Source organism: Aliihoeflea sp. (assembly GCF_052435475.1).
Taxonomy (GTDB): domain Bacteria; phylum Pseudomonadota; class Alphaproteobacteria; order Rhizobiales; family Rhizobiaceae; genus Aliihoeflea.
This window is the reverse complement of record NZ_JBQVMV010000022.1, coordinates 1-17,285: the sequence shown is the minus strand read 5'-3', so window position 1 is coordinate 17,285 and position 17,285 is coordinate 1. Positions and strand designations below refer to the sequence as shown.

Here is a 17,285-nt window from a genome sequence, read left to right as displayed (position 1 = left end):
AGAAAAAGGCCCGGGATCGCTCCCGGGCCTTTCTCGTGGTGCCGTGATCGGATGCGGTCAGATCTGGAAGTACTTCTCGCGCGCCTGGATGTAGAGCGAGTCCGTGCCTTCCGTCTTCTGGCGCACGATGTTGAGCGCGGAGACGAAGCTCTCGGCGGTCTTCTTGGTCAGCGCGTCGCCCGAATCGAGCAGGCCCTGCATGATCTCCTTGGCGGCATTGGCGCCGGCCTCGAGGATCTCGTCCGGGAACTGCCTGATCTGCACGCCGTGATCGTTGACGAGCGTCTGCAGCGCGCGCGGATCGTTGGCGGCGAAGTCGGCAGCGACATTGTCGTATTCGGCAGCGCATGCGCCGCGAACGATCGCCTGCAGGTCTTCCGGCAGTTCCTGGAACTTCGCCTTGTCGACGACGCACTCGGTCGCCAGGCCCGGCTCGATGAAGGACGGGAAGTAGTAGTTCTTGGCGATCTGGTGGAAGCCGAGCGCGAGATCGTTGTACGGACCCACGAATTCGGCCGCATCGAGCGTGCCGGACTGGAGCGCCTGGAAGATTTCGCCGGCCGCCATGTTGGTGACCGATGCGCCGAGCTTCTCCCAGACCTGGCCGCCGAGGCCGGGGGTGCGGAAGCGCAGGCCCTGGACGTCGGAAACGCCGGTCAGTTCGTTGCGGAACCAGCCGCCGGCCTGCGTGCCGGTGTCGCCCGACAGGAAGCCCTGGACGCCGAACTGGTCATAGATTTCGTCCCAGATTTCCTGGCCGCCGAGATGGCGGACCCACGCGGTCAGTTCGCGCGAGGTCATGCCGTAGGGAACGCCGGTGAAGAAGGACAGGCCGGTCGACTTGTTCTGCCAGTAATAGGCGGCACCGTGGCTCATCTCGGCCGAACCGTCGATGACGGCGTCGAGCGCCTGCAGCGGCGGCACGAGCTCGCCGGCGGCATAGAGCTGGATCGTCAGGCGGCCGCCAGACATCGCGGTGATACGGTCGGCAAGACGCTGCGCGCCGACGCCGAGACCGGGAAAGTTCTTCGGCCAGGTCGTGACCATGCGCCAGGTCTGGTTGCCCTGGGCGATGGCGGGCGCGGCAAGCGTGGACGCGGCGACAGCGCCGACGCCGGCAAAGCCTGCCTTGGTGATAAAGGAACGACGATCCATAAGAAAACCTCCCATATACGGATCTCAAAATATCGGTATTCGGGATTCCGACGAGGCGTCATTGCGCGTCCTCCCCCCGAGGCCGGGGCGTATAAATACACGCGTCTCCCCCCAAGTCCAGCGCGGAACCGCTGCTTGTGCGGACTTACCTAACGCCCCGGCAAAACGGTGCAAGACTGCCTCTTCGGCAGGCAGATTCCGTCGTGAGACATTCCGACGCCAGCTTGGTCCCGGAACGATTTCGCGCTAAACCGGAACCAACCAGTTTTCACGGACGCTTCCGACCCATGACCCAACCGCTCGTCGCCGTTTCGACCGACATCCGCCAGTTCGAGAACTACACCTGGCATGCCGCGCCGCATCAATATCTCGAGGCGGCGATGTCGCAGGCCGGCGTCCTGCCGCTTCTCGTGCCGGCCTTCGGCGAGCGCATCGACTATGACGCGCTTCTTTCGCGGGTCGACGGCGTGATGCTCACCGGCTCGAAGTCCAACGTCCATCCCTCGCTCTATGGCGGCGACGCTTCGGAAGCGAACGGCCCTTATGACGAGGCGCGCGACGCGACGACGATGCCGCTGATCCGCAAGGCGATCGAGCGCGGCGTGCCGCTCCTGGCCATCTGCCGCGGCATCCAGGAACTCAACGTCGCGCTCGGCGGCTCGCTGGCGACCGAAATCCAGGATGGCGAAGGAATGTGGGACCACCGCGCGCCGCAAAGCGACAGCCAGGACGAGCGCTTTGCCATCCGCCAGTCCGTGCGGATCACGGAAGGCTCGTGCCTGGCCGGCATCTTCGGCGCGCGCGAAATCGAGGTGAATTCGGTGCACCGGCAGGCGATCGGCGACATCGCGCCGCGGCTGCAGGTCGAGGCGGTGGCGGATGATGGCACGATCGAGGCCGTGTCGGTCATCGGTGCGAAAGACTTCGCGGTCGGGGTCCAGTGGCACCCGGAATACTGGGCCGCGAAGGACCGCGCCTCGGCGCAGATCTTCGAGGCGTTCGGCGACGCCGTGAGGGCGCAAGAAGCGCGCCGCGCGGGTCTGGCCCACGCGGCGGAGTAGCGCGCGTCAGTCCACCGCGACGAGACGGATGAGAGGAGATTGCGGCTCGTAGGAGATATGCGTGTCGCCTTCGGCGGCTGCGAACCGGACCACGGCCGAACCATCCTGGCGAAGAAGGTCGATCGTTCCATCGTCGTTCTGCTCGATCATCGCCGCCTGCGAGGCGGGGCTCGACGAACCGGTGCAGTTCGGGTCGAGATCGAGCCGGGCGATCTTCTCGCGCACCGCCCCCTGACTGATCCGGCATTCCATACCGCCGGAGATCAGGATGAAGTCGTTGGGCTTGCCCGATTCCGCGCGCGCAGCGCCCGAATTCTCGTTCATCCCGTGCGAGAATGTCGCGATCAGGGCGGTCGTCGCAATGAGAGCGGCGATCATCGTCTTCATGTGGTCACTCCGTATCGCCTCCCCGCCCGAGGTTGGACCGTCATGCTTAATGAAGCGTTAATTCTGACCTTTGTCCGGAACAAGGCCGATCTAGCCCCTTTTCCCTAGGTCAGCAGTTTCCGGCACCGGCGTCAACGCCGCCCCGGTTGAAAACCAGGCGATCAGATTGTCGACGACGAGGTCCGCCATCGCCTGCCGCGTATGGATCGTCGCCGATCCGACATGCGGAAGCAGGCTCGCATTCGGCGCGGAGACGAGGTTTTCGGGAACGTTCGGTTCATCGTAGAAGACATCGAGGCCGGCAGCCTGAATGGTGCCGTCGTGCAGAGCGGCGGCCAGATCCGCCTCATCGACCGTCGTGCCACGACCGATATTGACGAAGACGCCCGTCGGCCCGAGCGCGGACAGGATTTCGGCATTGACCGCCTTTTCCGTCTGCGGCGTCGACGGCGCGACCGAGATCAACGTGTCGACATTCGCCGCCAACTCGACGAGGCTTCCGAAATAGCGGTAGGGCACGCCGTCCACGGGGCGGCGGTTGTGATAGCTCACCGGCAGGCCGAATGCCTCGATGCGCCGCGCGATGGCAAGGCCGATCCGACCCATGCCGAAAATCCCGACGCGCCTGCCGCGCAGGGTGCCGTTGGTCAGCCGGTACGGACCTTCCGTGACCCACCGTCCCTCGCGCAGCCACTGCTCGGCTTTCGGGAGTTCGCGCACGGTATTGATCAGGAGGCCGATGGCCGTATCGGCCACTTCTTCGGTCAACACGTCCGGCGTGTTGGTGACGACGACATTGCGCGTGGCCGCATGCTTTGCGTCGACATGGTCGTAGCCGACGCCGAAACTCGACACGATCTCGAGATGCGGTAGCGAATCGATCAGCGAGGCATCGATGCGCGTCATCGCCGCGATGCCCTTGATCTGGGCTGCATGCTGGGAGGAAACCGCGTCGCCGGCCGGCCGTTCAGCACGCACGATCTGGAATCGCTCCTCCAGCCGCGCCACGGCATGCGGGTGCAGCCGCCCGGGAATCAGGATTGCGATCGATTTCAGGTCTGTCGTCATGCGGGTTCCTCCGTTTCGCCCGCAGACTACGCAGCCCGGGGCGTTTCCTCAATGAACGTGTTCACGAAAATTTTTCTCCGACTGTCGGCGGCGGAGGAACTTTAAATTCGACCCCCCGTTTACTTGGCATCGAACAAACAGTTTCGACTGTCAAAAGATAATAGAGAGGAAAGCCCCAATGAAGCTCAAGATGATTCTAGCCAGCGCTGCAGTTGTCGCCATGGCCGGCGGTGCGTTTGCCCAGGATGCCGGAAGCACCGATCAGGACGCGGCAGGCCGCGCCAGCACCGACAACCAGAACGAGATGACCTACGCGTCGGACGCCGAAGAGACCATGTGGACGACCAACAGCGAATATATGGGCGGCTTCTTCACCGACGACACGATGGCCGAACTGCGTTCGGAAGAAGAGATCACGACCGCTTATGGCGGCCTGACCGCCGATCAGCAGGCTCAGCTCAAGGCTGACTGCGAAGCAGCCGAACTGAACCGTGGCGATTACGGTGAAGTGTCGTTGACCCTCTGCTCGCAGCTCGGCGCGCTCTAAGCAGCCGACATGCAGTGAATGATCATGGCGGGCCTCGTGCCCGCCATTTTCATTTGCCCGCCTTTTTACTGGGGAGCCGATGTCGACTGGCGGATATGAAGTTCGGGCGTGATCAGGTCCTGGTCCCCGTGCACCTCGATACCGGCAAGCCGGTCGATCAGCGCCTTTGCCGCCTGCCGCCCGACCTCGCGCTGGCCGTTCCAGACGGTGGTTAGCGCAGGCGTGGCGATCGCGGCCTCCTCCAGATCGTCATAGCCCGTTACCGAGATGTCGATGCCTGGGCGAAGACCCGCGCGCGCAAGACCGTTCATCAGGCCGATGGCGACGAGATCGTTCCAGCAAACGGCTGCGCTCGGCTTGTCCGGCAGATTGAGAAACTGACCCGCCGCATCGAAACCGCCTTGCTTCGTGCGGGGTCCGGCAATGCGCCATTCAGGCCGCGGATCGAGCCCGGCTCGCTCCATCGCCAGCACATAACCGCGATAACGCTCGCGGCCTGTCGACGTCTGGTCCGTACCGCCGATCATGGCGATGCGGCGGTGGCCGAGCCCGATCAGGTGATCGGTGGCGAGGCCCACACCATAGGCGTCGTCGCCGCGAAAGACCGGAACGTCTGCGCCCTCCACCGAGCGGGCGATGAGGACGGCCGGCAGGCCGTTGTCCTCGGCGAGCGCGATGTCGGCAGCGGGCGTTCCGATCGCCGGCGACATGATGACGCCATCGGCGCCGAGCTGCAGCAGCGTATCGATGAAATTGCGCTGTTTTTCGAGGTCGTCATAATGGTTGGAGAGGATGAAGGTCTGGCGCGATCGATCGAGCTCGTGCTCGATCGACTTCAGGATTTCCGCAAAGAACGGATTCATGATGTCGTGAACGACGACGCCCACGATGCCCGAGCGCGAGGTGCGTAGCGAGGCCGCGCGTCGATTGTAGATGTACCCGATCTCGCGCGCATGATGCTTGATGCGCTCGCGCGTCGTATCGGCGACGAGCGGGCTGTCGCGCAACGCCAGCGATACCGTCGCGGTCGAGACCCCGAGCGCATCGGCTATGGTCGATAGCTTGATCTTCTGGCCCAGAGTTCCCCTCCCGGAAGCGGCACAGGATTAAACCGTTTAAACCTATGCCATCGCCAACCGGGGATTCAAAGCTTTTTTGCCAGGTCGCGCGCTTCCGAATTCGGCAGGGAGCGGCTTTGCAGGCGCAGTCGGCTTTCGCGATGAACGATATAGAGCCCGCTCGAGACGATGATCGCCGACCCGACCAGCGTCCAGCGGTCGGGCAGATCCGCAAAGACGAGATAGCCGAGCGCGATCATCCAAACCATCTGGAGATAGGGATAGGGCGCCAGCGCGGAGGTCGTCGCCTGCTTGTAGGCATGGATCAGGAGCCAGTGCCCGAACGCGCCGTAAAAGCCGAGCGACAGGAGAACCGCCCATTGCAGCCCGGTCTCAGGCAGCGAGCCGGAAAACGGCACGGTCGGCGCCATCAGGATCACCGGCGCCAGCGCGGAGTAGAAGATCAGGCTTTCGGCGGTCTCCCGCGCGCCCATCTGGCGCGTCATGATGACGTAGATGCAGTAGGAGAGCATCGCGCCGAGCGCATAGACATGACCGAGCCCGAACGTGCCGTAGCCGGGCCGCGTGATCACCAGAACCCCGACGAAGCCGATCAGCACCGCCAGCCATCGCCGCCACCCAGCCCATTCGCCGAGCAGCGGCCCGGCCAGCGCGGTGATGACCATCGGCGCGAAGAAGAAGATCGACACCGTCTCGGCGAGTTGCAGCGTGCGCAGCGCCAGGAAGTTGAAGAAGGTCGAGCCGAACAGGAAAATGCCGCGCACGAATTGTCGCGGCAGACTGACCACCTTGAACATCGCCCGATTGGACCACGCCCGGAACAGGATGAGCACCAGAACGACGTGGACGGCAAAGCGCATCCAGGCGACGAAGGGCGCCTCCATCCCCGAGACGACGAGATATTTCGCACTGGTGTCGAGGCAGGTGAAGATGATGCCCGCCGCAAGAACGAGCAGGATCGCCCTGAGCGGTGTGGCGGTGTCGGCAGACGAGGAGGATTGAGGCACGCTATTCGGCATTCGGCTGGTTGCTTCCATTGGTTTGGAAGCTTCGCGCGGCAAGCGCAAGCAAAAAGCTGAACATGATCAGAATTGGCGGTCAGGCGGCTGTTTCGACGATCTCGTCCTCGGGCTCGTCCTCTTCCTCGACGATTTCCGACAGGTTGGACTCGATGCGCGACAGAAGCTTGGCGAGGAGCTTCTGGTCCTTCTTGTCGAGCCCCTTGAGCGCCTGCTTTTCGGTCTTCTTCAGCGTCTTCTCGATCGAGCGGATCGCCTCGCGGCCGGGTTCGGCGAGATGAACATGCGCCTGCCGGGCATCAGTCTCGGAGGCCTGCTTGGTCAGGAAGCCCTGCACCTGCAGCCGGTTGATCGTCTTGGTAATGGTCGGCGGCCGAACGCCGAGACGCTGCGCGAGTTGGCCCGGCGTCTGCCCGTCCTCGTCGGCGAGCGCCATGATGATCTGCTCCTGGCCGGCATACAGACCGTGCGCCAGAAGCCGCGCCGCAAGCGCGGTGCGCGTGAGGCGCGCGGCCGATTGAAGCCGCATCACCGTTGCTCGCTTGTCGCCCTTCGCCATGAAACCCTCTCCTCGGCCGATCGCTTGCGTCCCGGCGCGCGCCTGATAGCCTGCCGGCGTTTCCGCAAGCCCCTCTTACGAAAGCCACATATCAGAAAGATGACAGCCAGCGAAGCAACTGCCACCGGCGACATCGCCGTCCTGCCGCTCGGCGCCACCGAACAGCACGGACCGCATCTGCCGTTGGAGACCGACACGCTGATCGCCGAGGCGGTCGCAAGCCGGCTCAAGGCACGCTTGGCGGGCCAACTGCCCGTCACCTTCCTGCCGGTCGAGCCGGTCGGCTATTCGGTCGAGCATATGGACGTTGCCGGCACGAAGAGCCTGACGTTCCAGGAAGCGATCGACCGCTGGATCGGCATCGGCGCGAAGCTGGCGCAGCTCGGCACGAAGAAATTCGTCATGCTCAACGCCCATGGCGGCAATTCGCCCCTGATGACGATCGTCGCCACCGAACTGCGCGTGCGCCATTCGATGCTGGCGGTGGCGACGAGCTGGACGCGGTTCGGCTACCCCACCGACATCGTCAGTCCGGCGGAAAAATCGATCGGCATCCACGGCGGGCTGATCGAGACGAGCGTGATGCTGGCGATCCGGCCGGACCTGGTCGACATGGCCAAGGCGCGCGACTTTGCGTCGGCGCAAACTCTTTTCGAGAAGGACTTCAACCATCTGCGCGCCTACGGCCCGCACGCTTTTGGCTGGAAGATGTCCGACCTTTCACTGGCCGGCGTCACCGGCAATGCGGCTGCGGCGACGGCCGACAAGGGCGAGCGCATCCTCGACCACGCGGTCGCCGGCCTTGCCGACCTGATGCGGGACGTCGCGAAATTCGATCTCTCGGCTCTTTCCTGAACGAAATCAGCCGATGGCCACGACCAATGCCGATTGCAGCCGCTCGCCGGCCCGCGCCATGTCGGCCAGGGCCGTCCGGCCGGCCCGTCTCGCGATCCCGTCGCGATCGTTGAAGACGGCGTCGCCAAGTGGCCGATCGCTATAGGGTGACACGTTCGAATAGATGTCGCGGCTGAGCGAATCGGGAAAGAACATCTGCCCGGTCGCACGAACCCTGTCTTCGATGATGGCGGAGAAATGAATGTGCGGCGAACGGCCCGGATACCAGCCGGGATAGATGGTGGAAAAGGACACGATGCCGTCCTCACCGGCAAATTGCGTGCCGCGCATGAAGGTCTGGCCGCGCGTGTCGAGCCCGCCCGGCTGTCCGGGATATCCCGAATAGGCGCCCTCGGCGTCGCAGTGCCAGATGTCGAGCCGGGCACCGGGAAGCGGCCGGCAATCGGCGCTGACGATCTGGAAACGGGCCGTCAGCGGCACGCCGGCGCGCCCCTCGGTAATGTCCGACCGTCGAAGCTGCGGATCGAAATAGAACGGCCCGGCCGTCGTCTCCGGCATCAGCCGGCACATGCCTGCGCCGGAAATCAGCGCCTGCGCCGCGGCCGGCCGAACCGACGCGGCGACGAACGCGCCGCTGGCCGTGACCGCGATCATGCCGAGCGCCTCGCGCCGGGTCGCACCTTGCGCGAATCGATGTGCCATGGCGTCTGCGCCTCCTTCGGAGCGTCTTTCTGATGAAACGCTAGCACCGCCCAACGGCAGCGAGCGAATGAACAGTTCGTCAGTCGATCCATCCCACGTGCAAAACGCGGCCAGCCGTCCTATATGGGACCGACCTCATCCCATCCTCCCTCGAAGGAGACGCCGTCCATGTCCGACGCGCAGGCCCAAATCCCCGTCACCGTCCTCACCGGCTATCTCGGCTCCGGCAAGACCACACTTCTGAATCGCATCCTCTCCGAAGACCATGGCAAGCGCTACGCCGTCATCGTCAACGAGTTCGGCGAGATCGGCATCGACAACGATTTGATCGTGGAATCTGACGAGGAAATCTACGAGATGAACAATGGCTGCATCTGCTGCACGGTGCGCGGCGACCTGATCCGCACCGTCGAGACGCTGATGCGCCGCCCGGGCCGCTTCGACGCGATCCTGGTCGAGACCACCGGCCTCGCCGACCCCGCCCCCGTCGCCCAGACCTTCTTCATGGACGACGACGTGCGCGCCAAGACGAAGCTCGACGCCGTCGTCGCGCTGGTCGACGCCAAGCACCTGCCGCTGCGCCTGAAGGATTCGCGCGAGGCCGCCGACCAGATCGCCTTCGCCGACGTCGTTGTCCTCAACAAGACCGACCTCGTTGCCGAAGACGAACTCCGTCAGGTCGAGGCTTCCATCCGCCGCATCAACCCCTCGGCCCGCATCCACCGCACCGAGCGCTCGGCGGTCAACCTCACCGACGTCCTCGACCGCGGCGCGTTCGACCTGAAGCGCGCGCTCGACAACGATCCGCACTTCCTCGACAACGACCATGATCACGAGCACAGCCACGATCATGACGACCACGACCACCACCATGCGCACGAGCATGCGCATTCCCACATCGAGGAGTCCGGCGTGAAGTCGATCTCGCTGCGCGGTGGTGACATGGACCCGAAGAAGTTCTTCCCCTGGCTGGAAAAGACCACCCAGATGGACGGCCCCAGCATCCTGCGCCTCAAGGGCATCATCGCCATCAAGGACGACCCGGAACGCTATGTCGTCCAAGGCGTCCACATGATCATCGAAGGCGACCACCAGCGCGCGTGGAAAGATGGCGAGAAGCGCGAGAGCCGGCTGGTGTTCATCGGGCGGGCGCTGGACGAGGAGCGCCTGCGGCGCACGTTTGAAGCGTGTCAGGCGTAGGACTGATCTAATGGCTGTTCCCTACGTTGCCCCCCTCTGCCCTGCCGGGCATCTCCCCCGCAAGGGGGGAGATTACGCGGTGTCGATGACGAGACTAATCTCCCCACCCGCGGGGAAGATGCCCGGCAGGGCAGAGGGGGGCGCGAAGGATCGCAGCCCATGCCGATTGGTCGAGGCATCCTAACCCATGCCCACAGTCGCCCCCCTCGATCTCACCGCCCACTGCATCACCGCTTCCTTCATCTCCGACATCCCGCATTTCGCCCTCGCCGACGGCACCGTTCACCGCCTCGACCACGGTCACAAGCACCTCGACGCCCATGAAGGCGGGCTCTTGTGCGCCGTCGCCAACGAAACGCGTGACCATCTGCTGACCGGCGGCGAAGACGGCAAGGTGCTTTCGCTCGGCACCGATGGCACGACGGAAACCCTCGCCGAAATCGGCCGCAAATGGGTCTCGGCCATCGCCGCGGGCCCGCGCGATGCGGTCGCCTTCGCGACGGGCCGGACTGCCCATGTGCGGCTGCCGGACGGCACGATGAAGAGCTTCGACCATCCGCGAACCGCCGAAGGCCTCGCCTTCGCGCCGAAGGGCATGCGCATCGCGGTCGCGCGCTACAATGGCGCGACGCTGCATTTTCCCGCGACCGCCGGCAAGCCGGCCGAGCTCGAATGGGCGGGCGCGCATATCGGCGTCACCTTTTCGCCCGACGGCAATTTCCTCGTCACCGCCATGCAGGAAAACGCGCTCCACGGCTGGAAGCTCGCCGATGGCAAGCACATGCGCATGTCGGGCTATCCGGCAAAGGTGAAGAGTCTGTCCTGGGGGCCGAAGGGCAAGTGGCTTGCAAGCTCCGGTGCGCCAGCGGCGATCGTATGGCCTTTCCAGACCAAGGACGGCCCGATGGGCAAGGCGCCGCTCGAGCTCGGCACGCGCGGCGACACGATGGCCACCGCCGTCGCCTTCCATCCGACCGAGGAAATCCTCGCCATCGGCTATGGCGACGGCATGGTCATGGCCGTGCGTGTGGCTGATGCCAAGGAGGTGCTTCTGCGCCGGCCGGGCCAGGGCGCAATCACTTCGATGGACTGGGACCGCGAAGGCCGCCGCATCGCCTTCGGCTCCGAGACCGGCGAGTGCGGCGTCATCGACGTCTCCGGCTGATCAGAGTTCCCTGACGAAGTAGCGCACCGTCTTCGCGCCATAACCGCCGGTGCCGACCGCCCGAAATCCGAGCGCGGCGTGAAACGCGTCGGATGCCGGGTTCGGCGGGTCGAGATTGACCTCGCAGGCGATCATCGTGTGCCCGTCCGCCGCGGCCTGCGCGAACAGTGCTGCGTAGAGCCGGCGCGCCAGCCCCCGGCCCCGCGCGTGATCGGCGACGGCGATGCGGTCGACATAGGCAAAGCGCGCATAGCGCTCGCGAAACCACAGGAAGTTGGAGCTGTCATAGTCGCTCGTCTCGTCGAAGGCGATGATGAACGCATCCCCATTGCCGCAGACGCGCGCGAAATAGGAAGCATTGACGAGCTGGGCGAGCCGCGCATCCGTCAGTGGCGACAATTCGTTCTCGTGCAGCCGGTTCAGTTCGAGAACGGGTGCGAGAAGGGCGGGCGTGATCGGATCGAGCGTCGTCATGGCCGACCCTGTGTCCGCTTCGCCGCGCCGGGTCAAGCGATTGCCGCAGCGGATCGCCCGCGCTAGAACCGGCGGCGATTGGAGCACATCTGATGGACGGACAGGTCTCGCAGGCGATTGGCGGCATTGACGCCGCGCGCATCCGCGAATTGCGGGCGCGCGAGGAGCGCACTTTTGCCAAGGCCCGGCCGAAATCGCATAAGGCCGCCGGACATGGCCTGACCGGGTTCCTCGGCGGCGTGCCGATGCACTGGATGGCCGACTGGCCGATGCCGTTTCCGATGGTCGTCGACAAGGCGACGGGCGCGACGCTGACCGACATCGACGGCCATGTACTCGACGATTTCTGTCTCGGCGACACCGGCTCGATGTTCGGCCATTCGCCGGCGCCGGTCGCGCGCGCGATCCGCCGGCAGGCGAAGCGGGGTCTGACTTACATGCTGCCGAGCGAGGACGCGCTCGAACTGGGTAGCCTCCTGACGGACATGTTCGGCCTGCCCTTCTGGCAGATCGCGACGACGGCGAGCGACGCCAATCGCTTCGCGCTGCGCGTCGCGCGGGCGGTGACCGGACGCGAAAAGATTCTCGTCTTCAACGGCTGCTACCATGGCGCGGTCGACGATACGATGGTGCGACTGAAGGACGGCAAGCCCGTCAACCGCCCCGGCCTCGCCGGCGAATTCCGCGACCTGACGAAGGCGACGCGCATCGTCGAGTTCAACGACGTCGCGGCGCTGGAGCGCGAACTGGCGCATGGCGACGTCGCCTGCGTCATCACCGAGCCGGTTCTGACCAATTCCTGCATGGTGCTGCCCGACGAAGGCTTCCATGTCGCCCTGCGCGCGGCGACCCGTCAGCACGGCGCGCTGCTATTGATCGACGAGACGCACACCATCTCCACCGGGCGCGGCGGCTACACCGCAGCATATGGGCTGGAGCCCGACCTCTTCGTCCTCGGCAAGCCGGTTGCCGGCGGCGTTCCGGCTAGCGTCTGGGGCATGAGCGCCGCCGTCGCGGCGCGCTGGGCGACCTATCAGGCGGGCAAGGAGCACGGCTATTCGGGCATGGGCACGACGCTTTCCGCCAACCCCCTCCAGTTCGCCGCGATGCGCGCAACGCTGGAAGAGGTGATGACGCAAGCGGCGTATGATCACATGGAAAAGCTGGCCGCGCGACTGGAGAAAGGGCTGAGCAAGGCGATCGCCCAGCACCGCCTGCCCTGGCACGTCGCCCGCGTCGGCGCACGCGTCGAGTTCATCTGCGCACCGGGGCCGCTCAGGAATGGCGGCGAGGCGGAAGCCGCGCATCAGCCGGAACTCGAAGCCGCGATCCACCTCGCTCTCGTCAACCGCCGCTGCCTCATCGCGCCGTTCCACAACATGATGCTGGTTTCGCCGACGACGCGGAAGCGGCAGGTGGATGGGCTGGTGAAGGCGTTCGGGGAGATCCTGGGAGAGCTGATTGCCTGAGATGTTCGAGCTCTACGTTGCCCCCCTCTGTCCTGCCGGACATCTCCCCCGCATGGGGGGAGATCGGCCAATCGCCACCCTTGCCGCGCGTGATCTCCCCCCTCGCGGGGGAGATGTCCGGCAGGACAGAGGGGGGCGCGACGGATCGCAAAATTTCAGCGAAGTCACAGCATGACCTCCCCCACCAACTCCACCCCCACCGAAGCGCGCGACTTCCTCGCCGCCCACCCGGAAATCGAAGCCTTAGACATCGTCCTCACCGACGCCAACGGCATCGGGCGCGGCAAGATCATCCGCCGCCACGAGTTGATCGGGCTCTATGAAAACGGCCGGCACCTGCCGATCTCGATCCTCGGTCTCGACATCGTCGGCGAGGACGTCCACGAGACGGGGCTGATCTGGGATTCGGGCGACGGGGACCTGCGCGCCTGGCCGATTCCCGGCACGCTCGTCCCGCTCCATGGCACGTCCCCCGCCCGCGGGCAGGTGCTGATGTCGATGCACCATCTCGACGGAACGCCGATGGGCTCCGACCCGCGCCATGCGCTGGCAAGGCAGGTCGAGGCCTTCGTGGCGAAGGGTCTCGAGCCCGCAGGTGCCTTCGAACTGGAGTTCTTCCTGCTCGCCAACGAGCGCGACGGCAATGGTCGCATCCAGCCCGCCCGCGCCGTTCTCGACGGGCTCGCCAGCTCCAAGACCGAGGTCTATTCGGTCGACCATCTCCATGGCATGGAACCGCTTTTCTCCGACATCTACGCGGCCGCAAAGGCGCAGGGCATACCCGCCGAGACGGTGATCTCCGAATACGCGCCCGGCCAGTATGAGCTGACGCTGAACTACCGCAAGGACATTTTGCGCGCTGCCGACGATCTGTTGATGCTGAAACGTCTGGTGCGGCTGCAGGCGCGCCGGCACGGCGTCACTGCCTGCTTCATGGCAAAACCGATCGAGGACTATGCCGGCTCCGGCATGCACCTTCACGTGTCGATGCAGGACGAAGCGGGCCGCAACGTCTTCACCGAGGAAGAGGAAGGCGCGTGGAGCGACACGATCCTCACGGCACTCGGCGGACTTGCCGGCACGATGGGCGAATCCATGCTCGTCTTCGCGCCGCACGCCAATTCCTGGCGGCGCTTCGTCGCGCAATCCTACGCGCCGGTCGCGCCGACATGGGGCGTCAACAACCGCTCGGTCGCGCTCAGGATCCCGGCCGGGTCGAAGTCCGCGCGGCGCATCGAACATCGCCCGTCGGGCGTCGACGCCAACCCCTATCTCGTCGCCGCGACGGTCCTCGCCGGCATCGCCAAGGGCATGGACGAGCGGCTCGATCCCGGCCCGGAGACGGTCGGAAACGGCTATGCGGACGAGGCGAACGGGCGACCCGCTATGCCTGCCAACTGGCTCGCAGCGATCGAAGCGGCGGAAGGCTCGGCCTTCCTCAAATCCGCGCTCGGGCCGGAGATGCACCGCACCTTCTGCGCCATCAAGCGCGCCGAATATCTGCGCGTCTCGCGCACGGTGAGCGAACTCGACTACCACCTCTATCTGCACGCGGTCTGAGTTTCTCGGCTCCTCACGTCAAAGTTTATAGCGCCAGAGAGCGTCAGAACATATCAAGAACGAATGAGCGTTCTTTCCACTCGCGACAAGCTGGCGATCCTTTCGGACGCCGCCAAATACGACGCCTCCTGCGCCTCCTCCGGTGCGGCGAAGCGCAACTCGTTGAAATCGGGCGGCATCGGCTCGACCGAAGGCATGGGCATCTGCCATTCCTATGCGCCGGACGGCCGATGCATTTCGCTGCTCAAGATCCTCCTGACCAATTTCTGCATCTACGATTGCAGCTATTGCATCAACCGCTCCTCCTCCAACGTGAAGCGCGCACGCTTTACGATCGACGAGGTCGTGCGGCTGACGCTCGAATTCTACAAGCGCAACTATATCGAGGGCCTGTTCCTCTCCTCTGGCGTCATCCGCTCGCCCGACGAGACGATGGGCGAGATGGTGGAGATCGCGCGTCGTCTCCGCGTCGACGAGAAGTTCGGCGGATACATCCATCTGAAAACGATCCCCGAATGTTCGCCCGAACTGCTCGAGCAGGCTGGGATCTATGCCGACCGCCTGTCGATCAATGTCGAACTGCCGACCGACGAAGGCGTGAAGCGGCTCGCGCCGGAAAAGCGGCCCGAGACGATCCGCGTCTCGATGGCGAAGCTGCGCTCCAAGATCGAGGAGAAGTCCGAGCCGACGCTCAAGACCAAGAAGCGCCAGCGCTTCGCGCCAGGCGGCCAGTCGACGCAGATGATCATCGGCGCCGATGCGACGAACGATGCCGACATCCTCGGCACCAGCGCACGGCTCTACGGCAGCTACCAGCTTCGCCGCGTCTATTATTCCGCCTTCAGTCCGATTCCGGACGCTTCATCGGCGCTGCCGTTGCTGAAGCCGCCGCTGATGCGCGAACACCGGCTTTATCAGGCCGACTGGCTGATGCGCTTCTACGGTTTCGACCGGCACGAGATCGTCGCGAACCGGCAGGACGGGATGCTCGATCTCGAGATCGACCCGAAGCTCTCATGGGCGCTTGCCAATCGCGGCGCATTCCCCGTCGACGTCAACCGTGCGCCGCGCGAGATGCTCCTGCGCGTGCCGGGCTTCGGCACCAAGGTGGTGAAGAAGATGCTGGACGTTCGCCGCTACCGGCGCCTGCGGCTCGAAGATGTCGGCCGGCTCTGCCAGTCGATCAACAAGGTCCGCTCCTTCATCGTCGCCGATGGCTGGTCACCCGGCGGTGCGACGGACGCGGAACATCTACGATCACGACTCGTTGGCAAGCCGACGCAGTTGAGCTTGTTCTAAGATGTCCCAGGCCCGCGCTCTCGACCATAGCCGATGGACTGCAAGCCTGAGCGCGCAAACGGATTTTTCAGGCTGGCGCGACGCGGCCCGCCGTCTCGCCACCAACGAAATTGCTCCCGATGACATCGTCTGGAGCGCCGGCGAAAGCGAAGACCTCTTCGCCGCCGACACCCCCCTCCCCGACGTCGCGCCCGGCGTCACGCTCAACGTCCCGCGCGAATTCATCGACCGCGCCGAAGCCGTCATCTGCCATTCGGACCCGACGCGTTTCGCCCTCCTCTACCGCATCCTCTTCCGGCTGCGCACCGAGCCGAACCTCCTGAAGATCGCGTCCGATCCGGACGTGATGAAGCTCTACGAGATGGAAAAATCCGTGCGCCGCGACATCCACAAGATGCGCGCCTTCGTGCGGTTCGTGGAAGTCGGCGAGGGTAAGGACAAGCGCTATGCCGCCTGGTTCGAGCCCGACCATTTCATTGTCGAGCGCAACGCGCCCTTCTTCGTGCGCCGCTTCACCGGCATGGCGTGGGCGATCCTGACGCCGAAGGGCACGGCCGAGTGGGACGGCGAGAACCTGACCATTGGCCCGCCCGCTTCGAAGGCCGACGCGCCCGCGGCAGACGCGACGGAGGATTTGTGGCGCACCTATTTCACCAACATCTTCAACCCCGCGCGCCTGAAGGTGAAGGCGATGCAGGCCGAGATGCCGAAGAAGTACTGGAAGAACCTGCCCGAGGCGGCGCTGATCCCCGATCTCATCAAGGGCGCCGACAGGGCCGCCAGGGACATGATCGAAAGGATGCCCACCATGCCGGCGCCGCATCATGCGAAGGTGCAGGAGAAGTACTGGTCGGCAAAGGAAACGCCCACCGATGCCGAGGCGCCCGCCCATTCGCTCGATGAGGCGCGCAGACAGGCCGAGGGCTGCCGCCGCTGCCCGCTCTGGCGCGACGCGACGCAGACCGTGTTCGGCGAGGGACCGCAGGACGCGCGCATCGTCTTCGTCGGCGAGCAGCCGGGCGACCAGGAGGACATTGCCGGCAAGCCCTTCGTCGGCCCGGCCGGCAAGGTCTTCGACGGCGTACTCGACGAAGCCGGCGTCGACCGGCGCATCACCTACGTCACCAATGCGGTCAAGCACTTCAAGTTCGAGCCGCGCGGCAAGCGGCGCATCCATTCCAAGCCGAATGCCGGCGAGGTGCAGGCCTGCCGCTGGTGGGTGGAGCAGGAACTCGGCTTCATCAAGCCCGACCTCGCCGTCGCGCTCGGCGCGACCGCCGCGCTGTCGCTGCTGGGCAAGGCGATCCCGGTGACGAAGATGCGCGGCGAGGTCGTCACACGCGACGACGGCCTGCGCGTCTTCATCACCATCCACCCCTCCTTCATCCTGCGCATCCGCGAGCGCGCAGATGCGGAAGCGGAGCGGGAACGGTTCGTGGCAGACATGGTGGCGGTGAGGAAGTTGATGGTGGGGTGACGGTCGGAGAGGGGATGCGCAGACCCCCACTCCGTCCCGCTGCACGGGCCACCTCTCCCCCTCAAAAGGGGAGAGGAACGCCAACTGGAAAAGCGCCTTCGCTGCGGCAGCGCATTTCCTCTCCCCCGGGCAGGGCACTGTTTACACGGAGCGCGTTTCGGATTCTTCTTTCTGGGTGATTTGCCTTGGAGGGATGGAATGCGGTGTTC

17 protein-coding genes are annotated in these 17,285 nt (G+C 65.0%); 9 read left to right on the top strand and 8 right to left on the bottom strand.

What is annotated here, in order from left to right; translation table 11 throughout:
- Window positions 1-57: 57 nt before the first annotated feature.
- Complete coding sequence (locus ACT6QU_RS17770) at window positions 58-1,155, bottom strand: TRAP transporter substrate-binding protein (RefSeq protein WP_444565588.1); 1,098 nt, start codon at window positions 1,153-1,155, stop codon at window positions 58-60.
- Between the two features lie 287 nt (window positions 1,156-1,442).
- Here ACT6QU_RS17770 and ACT6QU_RS17765 point away from each other — a divergent pair, with 287 nt between their 5' ends.
- Window positions 1,443-2,216 carry a gamma-glutamyl-gamma-aminobutyrate hydrolase family protein gene (locus ACT6QU_RS17765; protein ID WP_444565587.1) on the top strand — a complete coding sequence of 258 codons (774 nt, stop codon included), beginning with the start codon at window positions 1,443-1,445 and terminating at the stop codon, window positions 2,214-2,216.
- 6 nt (window positions 2,217-2,222) lie between these two features.
- On the opposite strand, the gene ACT6QU_RS17760 is transcribed toward ACT6QU_RS17765, so the two are convergent.
- Window positions 2,223-2,603, bottom strand: a complete 381-nt coding sequence (locus tag ACT6QU_RS17760) for a hypothetical protein (protein ID WP_024587880.1) — start codon at window positions 2,601-2,603, stop codon at window positions 2,223-2,225.
- 90 nt (window positions 2,604-2,693) lie between these two features.
- Entirely contained in the window at window positions 2,694-3,671 is a 978-nt protein-coding gene (locus ACT6QU_RS17755; protein ID WP_444565586.1) for a 2-hydroxyacid dehydrogenase, read from the bottom strand.
- A gap of 178 nt (window positions 3,672-3,849) precedes the next feature.
- Here ACT6QU_RS17755 and ACT6QU_RS17750 point away from each other — a divergent pair, with 178 nt between their 5' ends.
- Window positions 3,850-4,218, top strand: coding sequence for a hypothetical protein (locus ACT6QU_RS17750; RefSeq protein WP_444565585.1), 369 nt, complete (start codon window positions 3,850-3,852; stop codon window positions 4,216-4,218).
- 65 nt (window positions 4,219-4,283) lie between these two features.
- On the opposite strand, the gene ACT6QU_RS17745 is transcribed toward ACT6QU_RS17750, so the two are convergent.
- The 3 genes from ACT6QU_RS17745 to ACT6QU_RS17735 form a co-directional block, all read right to left on the bottom strand.
- Window positions 4,284-5,297 carry a LacI family DNA-binding transcriptional regulator gene (locus ACT6QU_RS17745; RefSeq protein ID WP_444565602.1) on the bottom strand — a complete coding sequence of 338 codons (1,014 nt, stop codon included), beginning with the start codon at window positions 5,295-5,297 and terminating at the stop codon, window positions 4,284-4,286.
- Window positions 5,298-5,362: 65 nt separating this feature from the next.
- On the bottom strand, window positions 5,363-6,316 hold the full coding sequence (locus ACT6QU_RS17740; protein ID WP_444565584.1) for a DMT family transporter: 954 nt from the start codon (window positions 6,314-6,316) through the stop codon (window positions 5,363-5,365).
- A gap of 79 nt (window positions 6,317-6,395) precedes the next feature.
- Window positions 6,396-6,875, bottom strand: coding sequence for a MarR family winged helix-turn-helix transcriptional regulator (locus tag ACT6QU_RS17735; RefSeq protein WP_444565583.1), 480 nt, complete (start codon window positions 6,873-6,875; stop codon window positions 6,396-6,398).
- Window positions 6,876-6,974: 99 nt separating this feature from the next.
- On the opposite strand from ACT6QU_RS17735, the gene ACT6QU_RS17730 reads away from it, so the two are divergent.
- Entirely contained in the window at window positions 6,975-7,730 is a 756-nt protein-coding gene (locus tag ACT6QU_RS17730; protein WP_444565582.1) for a creatininase family protein, read from the top strand.
- 6 nt (window positions 7,731-7,736) lie between these two features.
- Here the strand turns inward: ACT6QU_RS17730 and ACT6QU_RS17725 are convergent, their stop codons facing one another.
- Window positions 7,737-8,432, bottom strand: coding sequence for an intradiol ring-cleavage dioxygenase (locus tag ACT6QU_RS17725; RefSeq protein ID WP_444565581.1), 696 nt, complete (start codon window positions 8,430-8,432; stop codon window positions 7,737-7,739).
- Between the two features lie 168 nt (window positions 8,433-8,600).
- Here ACT6QU_RS17725 and ACT6QU_RS17720 point away from each other — a divergent pair, with 168 nt between their 5' ends.
- Both ACT6QU_RS17720 and ACT6QU_RS17715 read left to right on the top strand, forming a co-directional pair.
- Window positions 8,601-9,632 (top strand): CobW family GTP-binding protein, encoded by a 1,032-nt coding sequence (locus ACT6QU_RS17720; protein WP_444565580.1) that lies wholly within the window; start codon window positions 8,601-8,603, stop codon window positions 9,630-9,632.
- Window positions 9,633-9,819: 187 nt separating this feature from the next.
- The gene (locus ACT6QU_RS17715; protein ID WP_444565579.1) at window positions 9,820-10,797 is read left to right on the top strand and encodes a WD40 repeat domain-containing protein; all 978 of its coding nucleotides are present in this window, start codon (window positions 9,820-9,822) and stop codon (window positions 10,795-10,797) included.
- Here ACT6QU_RS17715 and ACT6QU_RS17710 read toward each other — a convergent pair whose 3' ends face one another.
- Window positions 10,798-11,271, bottom strand: coding sequence for a GNAT family N-acetyltransferase (locus tag ACT6QU_RS17710; protein WP_444565578.1), 474 nt, complete (start codon window positions 11,269-11,271; stop codon window positions 10,798-10,800).
- A gap of 92 nt (window positions 11,272-11,363) precedes the next feature.
- Between ACT6QU_RS17710 and ACT6QU_RS17705 the strand changes: the two genes are divergently transcribed.
- The 4 genes from ACT6QU_RS17705 to ACT6QU_RS17690 all read left to right on the top strand — a co-directional run bounded on the left by ACT6QU_RS17705 (window position 11,364) and on the right by ACT6QU_RS17690 (window position 17,076).
- The gene (locus ACT6QU_RS17705; RefSeq protein WP_444565577.1) at window positions 11,364-12,740 is read left to right on the top strand and encodes an aspartate aminotransferase family protein; all 1,377 of its coding nucleotides are present in this window, start codon (window positions 11,364-11,366) and stop codon (window positions 12,738-12,740) included.
- 171 nt (window positions 12,741-12,911) lie between these two features.
- Complete coding sequence (locus ACT6QU_RS17700; protein ID WP_444565576.1) at window positions 12,912-14,300, top strand: glutamine synthetase family protein; 1,389 nt, start codon at window positions 12,912-12,914, stop codon at window positions 14,298-14,300.
- Between the two features lie 63 nt (window positions 14,301-14,363).
- Complete coding sequence (locus tag ACT6QU_RS17695) at window positions 14,364-15,599, top strand: putative DNA modification/repair radical SAM protein (RefSeq protein WP_444565575.1); 1,236 nt, start codon at window positions 14,364-14,366, stop codon at window positions 15,597-15,599.
- 1 nt (window position 15,600) lies between these two features.
- Window positions 15,601-17,076 (top strand): UdgX family uracil-DNA binding protein, encoded by a 1,476-nt coding sequence (locus ACT6QU_RS17690; RefSeq protein ID WP_444565574.1) that lies wholly within the window; start codon window positions 15,601-15,603, stop codon window positions 17,074-17,076.
- The last annotated feature ends 209 nt before the right edge of the window (window positions 17,077-17,285 follow it).

Coding starts and splice junctions, on each gene's coding strand:
- ACT6QU_RS17770 (WP_444565588.1), bottom strand. CDS start 1,155: ATGGATCGTCGTTCCTTTATCACCAAGGCAGGCTTTGCCGGCGTCGGC.
- ACT6QU_RS17765 (WP_444565587.1), top strand. CDS start 1,443: ATGACCCAACCGCTCGTCGCCGTTTCGACCGACATCCGCCAGTTCGAG.
- ACT6QU_RS17760 (WP_024587880.1), bottom strand. CDS start 2,603: ATGAAGACGATGATCGCCGCTCTCATTGCGACGACCGCCCTGATCGCG.
- ACT6QU_RS17755 (WP_444565586.1), bottom strand. CDS start 3,671: ATGACGACAGACCTGAAATCGATCGCAATCCTGATTCCCGGGCGGCTG.
- ACT6QU_RS17750 (WP_444565585.1), top strand. CDS start 3,850: ATGAAGCTCAAGATGATTCTAGCCAGCGCTGCAGTTGTCGCCATGGCC.
- ACT6QU_RS17740 (WP_444565584.1), bottom strand. CDS start 6,316: ATGCCGAATAGCGTGCCTCAATCCTCCTCGTCTGCCGACACCGCCACA.
- ACT6QU_RS17735 (WP_444565583.1), bottom strand. CDS start 6,875: ATGGCGAAGGGCGACAAGCGAGCAACGGTGATGCGGCTTCAATCGGCC.
- ACT6QU_RS17730 (WP_444565582.1), top strand. CDS start 6,975: ATGACAGCCAGCGAAGCAACTGCCACCGGCGACATCGCCGTCCTGCCG.
- ACT6QU_RS17725 (WP_444565581.1), bottom strand. CDS start 8,432: ATGGCACATCGATTCGCGCAAGGTGCGACCCGGCGCGAGGCGCTCGGC.
- ACT6QU_RS17720 (WP_444565580.1), top strand. CDS start 8,601: ATGTCCGACGCGCAGGCCCAAATCCCCGTCACCGTCCTCACCGGCTAT.
- ACT6QU_RS17715 (WP_444565579.1), top strand. CDS start 9,820: ATGCCCACAGTCGCCCCCCTCGATCTCACCGCCCACTGCATCACCGCT.
- ACT6QU_RS17710 (WP_444565578.1), bottom strand. CDS start 11,271: ATGACGACGCTCGATCCGATCACGCCCGCCCTTCTCGCACCCGTTCTC.
- ACT6QU_RS17705 (WP_444565577.1), top strand. CDS start 11,364: ATGGACGGACAGGTCTCGCAGGCGATTGGCGGCATTGACGCCGCGCGC.
- ACT6QU_RS17700 (WP_444565576.1), top strand. CDS start 12,912: ATGACCTCCCCCACCAACTCCACCCCCACCGAAGCGCGCGACTTCCTC.
- ACT6QU_RS17695 (WP_444565575.1), top strand. CDS start 14,364: ATGAGCGTTCTTTCCACTCGCGACAAGCTGGCGATCCTTTCGGACGCC.
- ACT6QU_RS17690 (WP_444565574.1), top strand. CDS start 15,601: ATGTCCCAGGCCCGCGCTCTCGACCATAGCCGATGGACTGCAAGCCTG.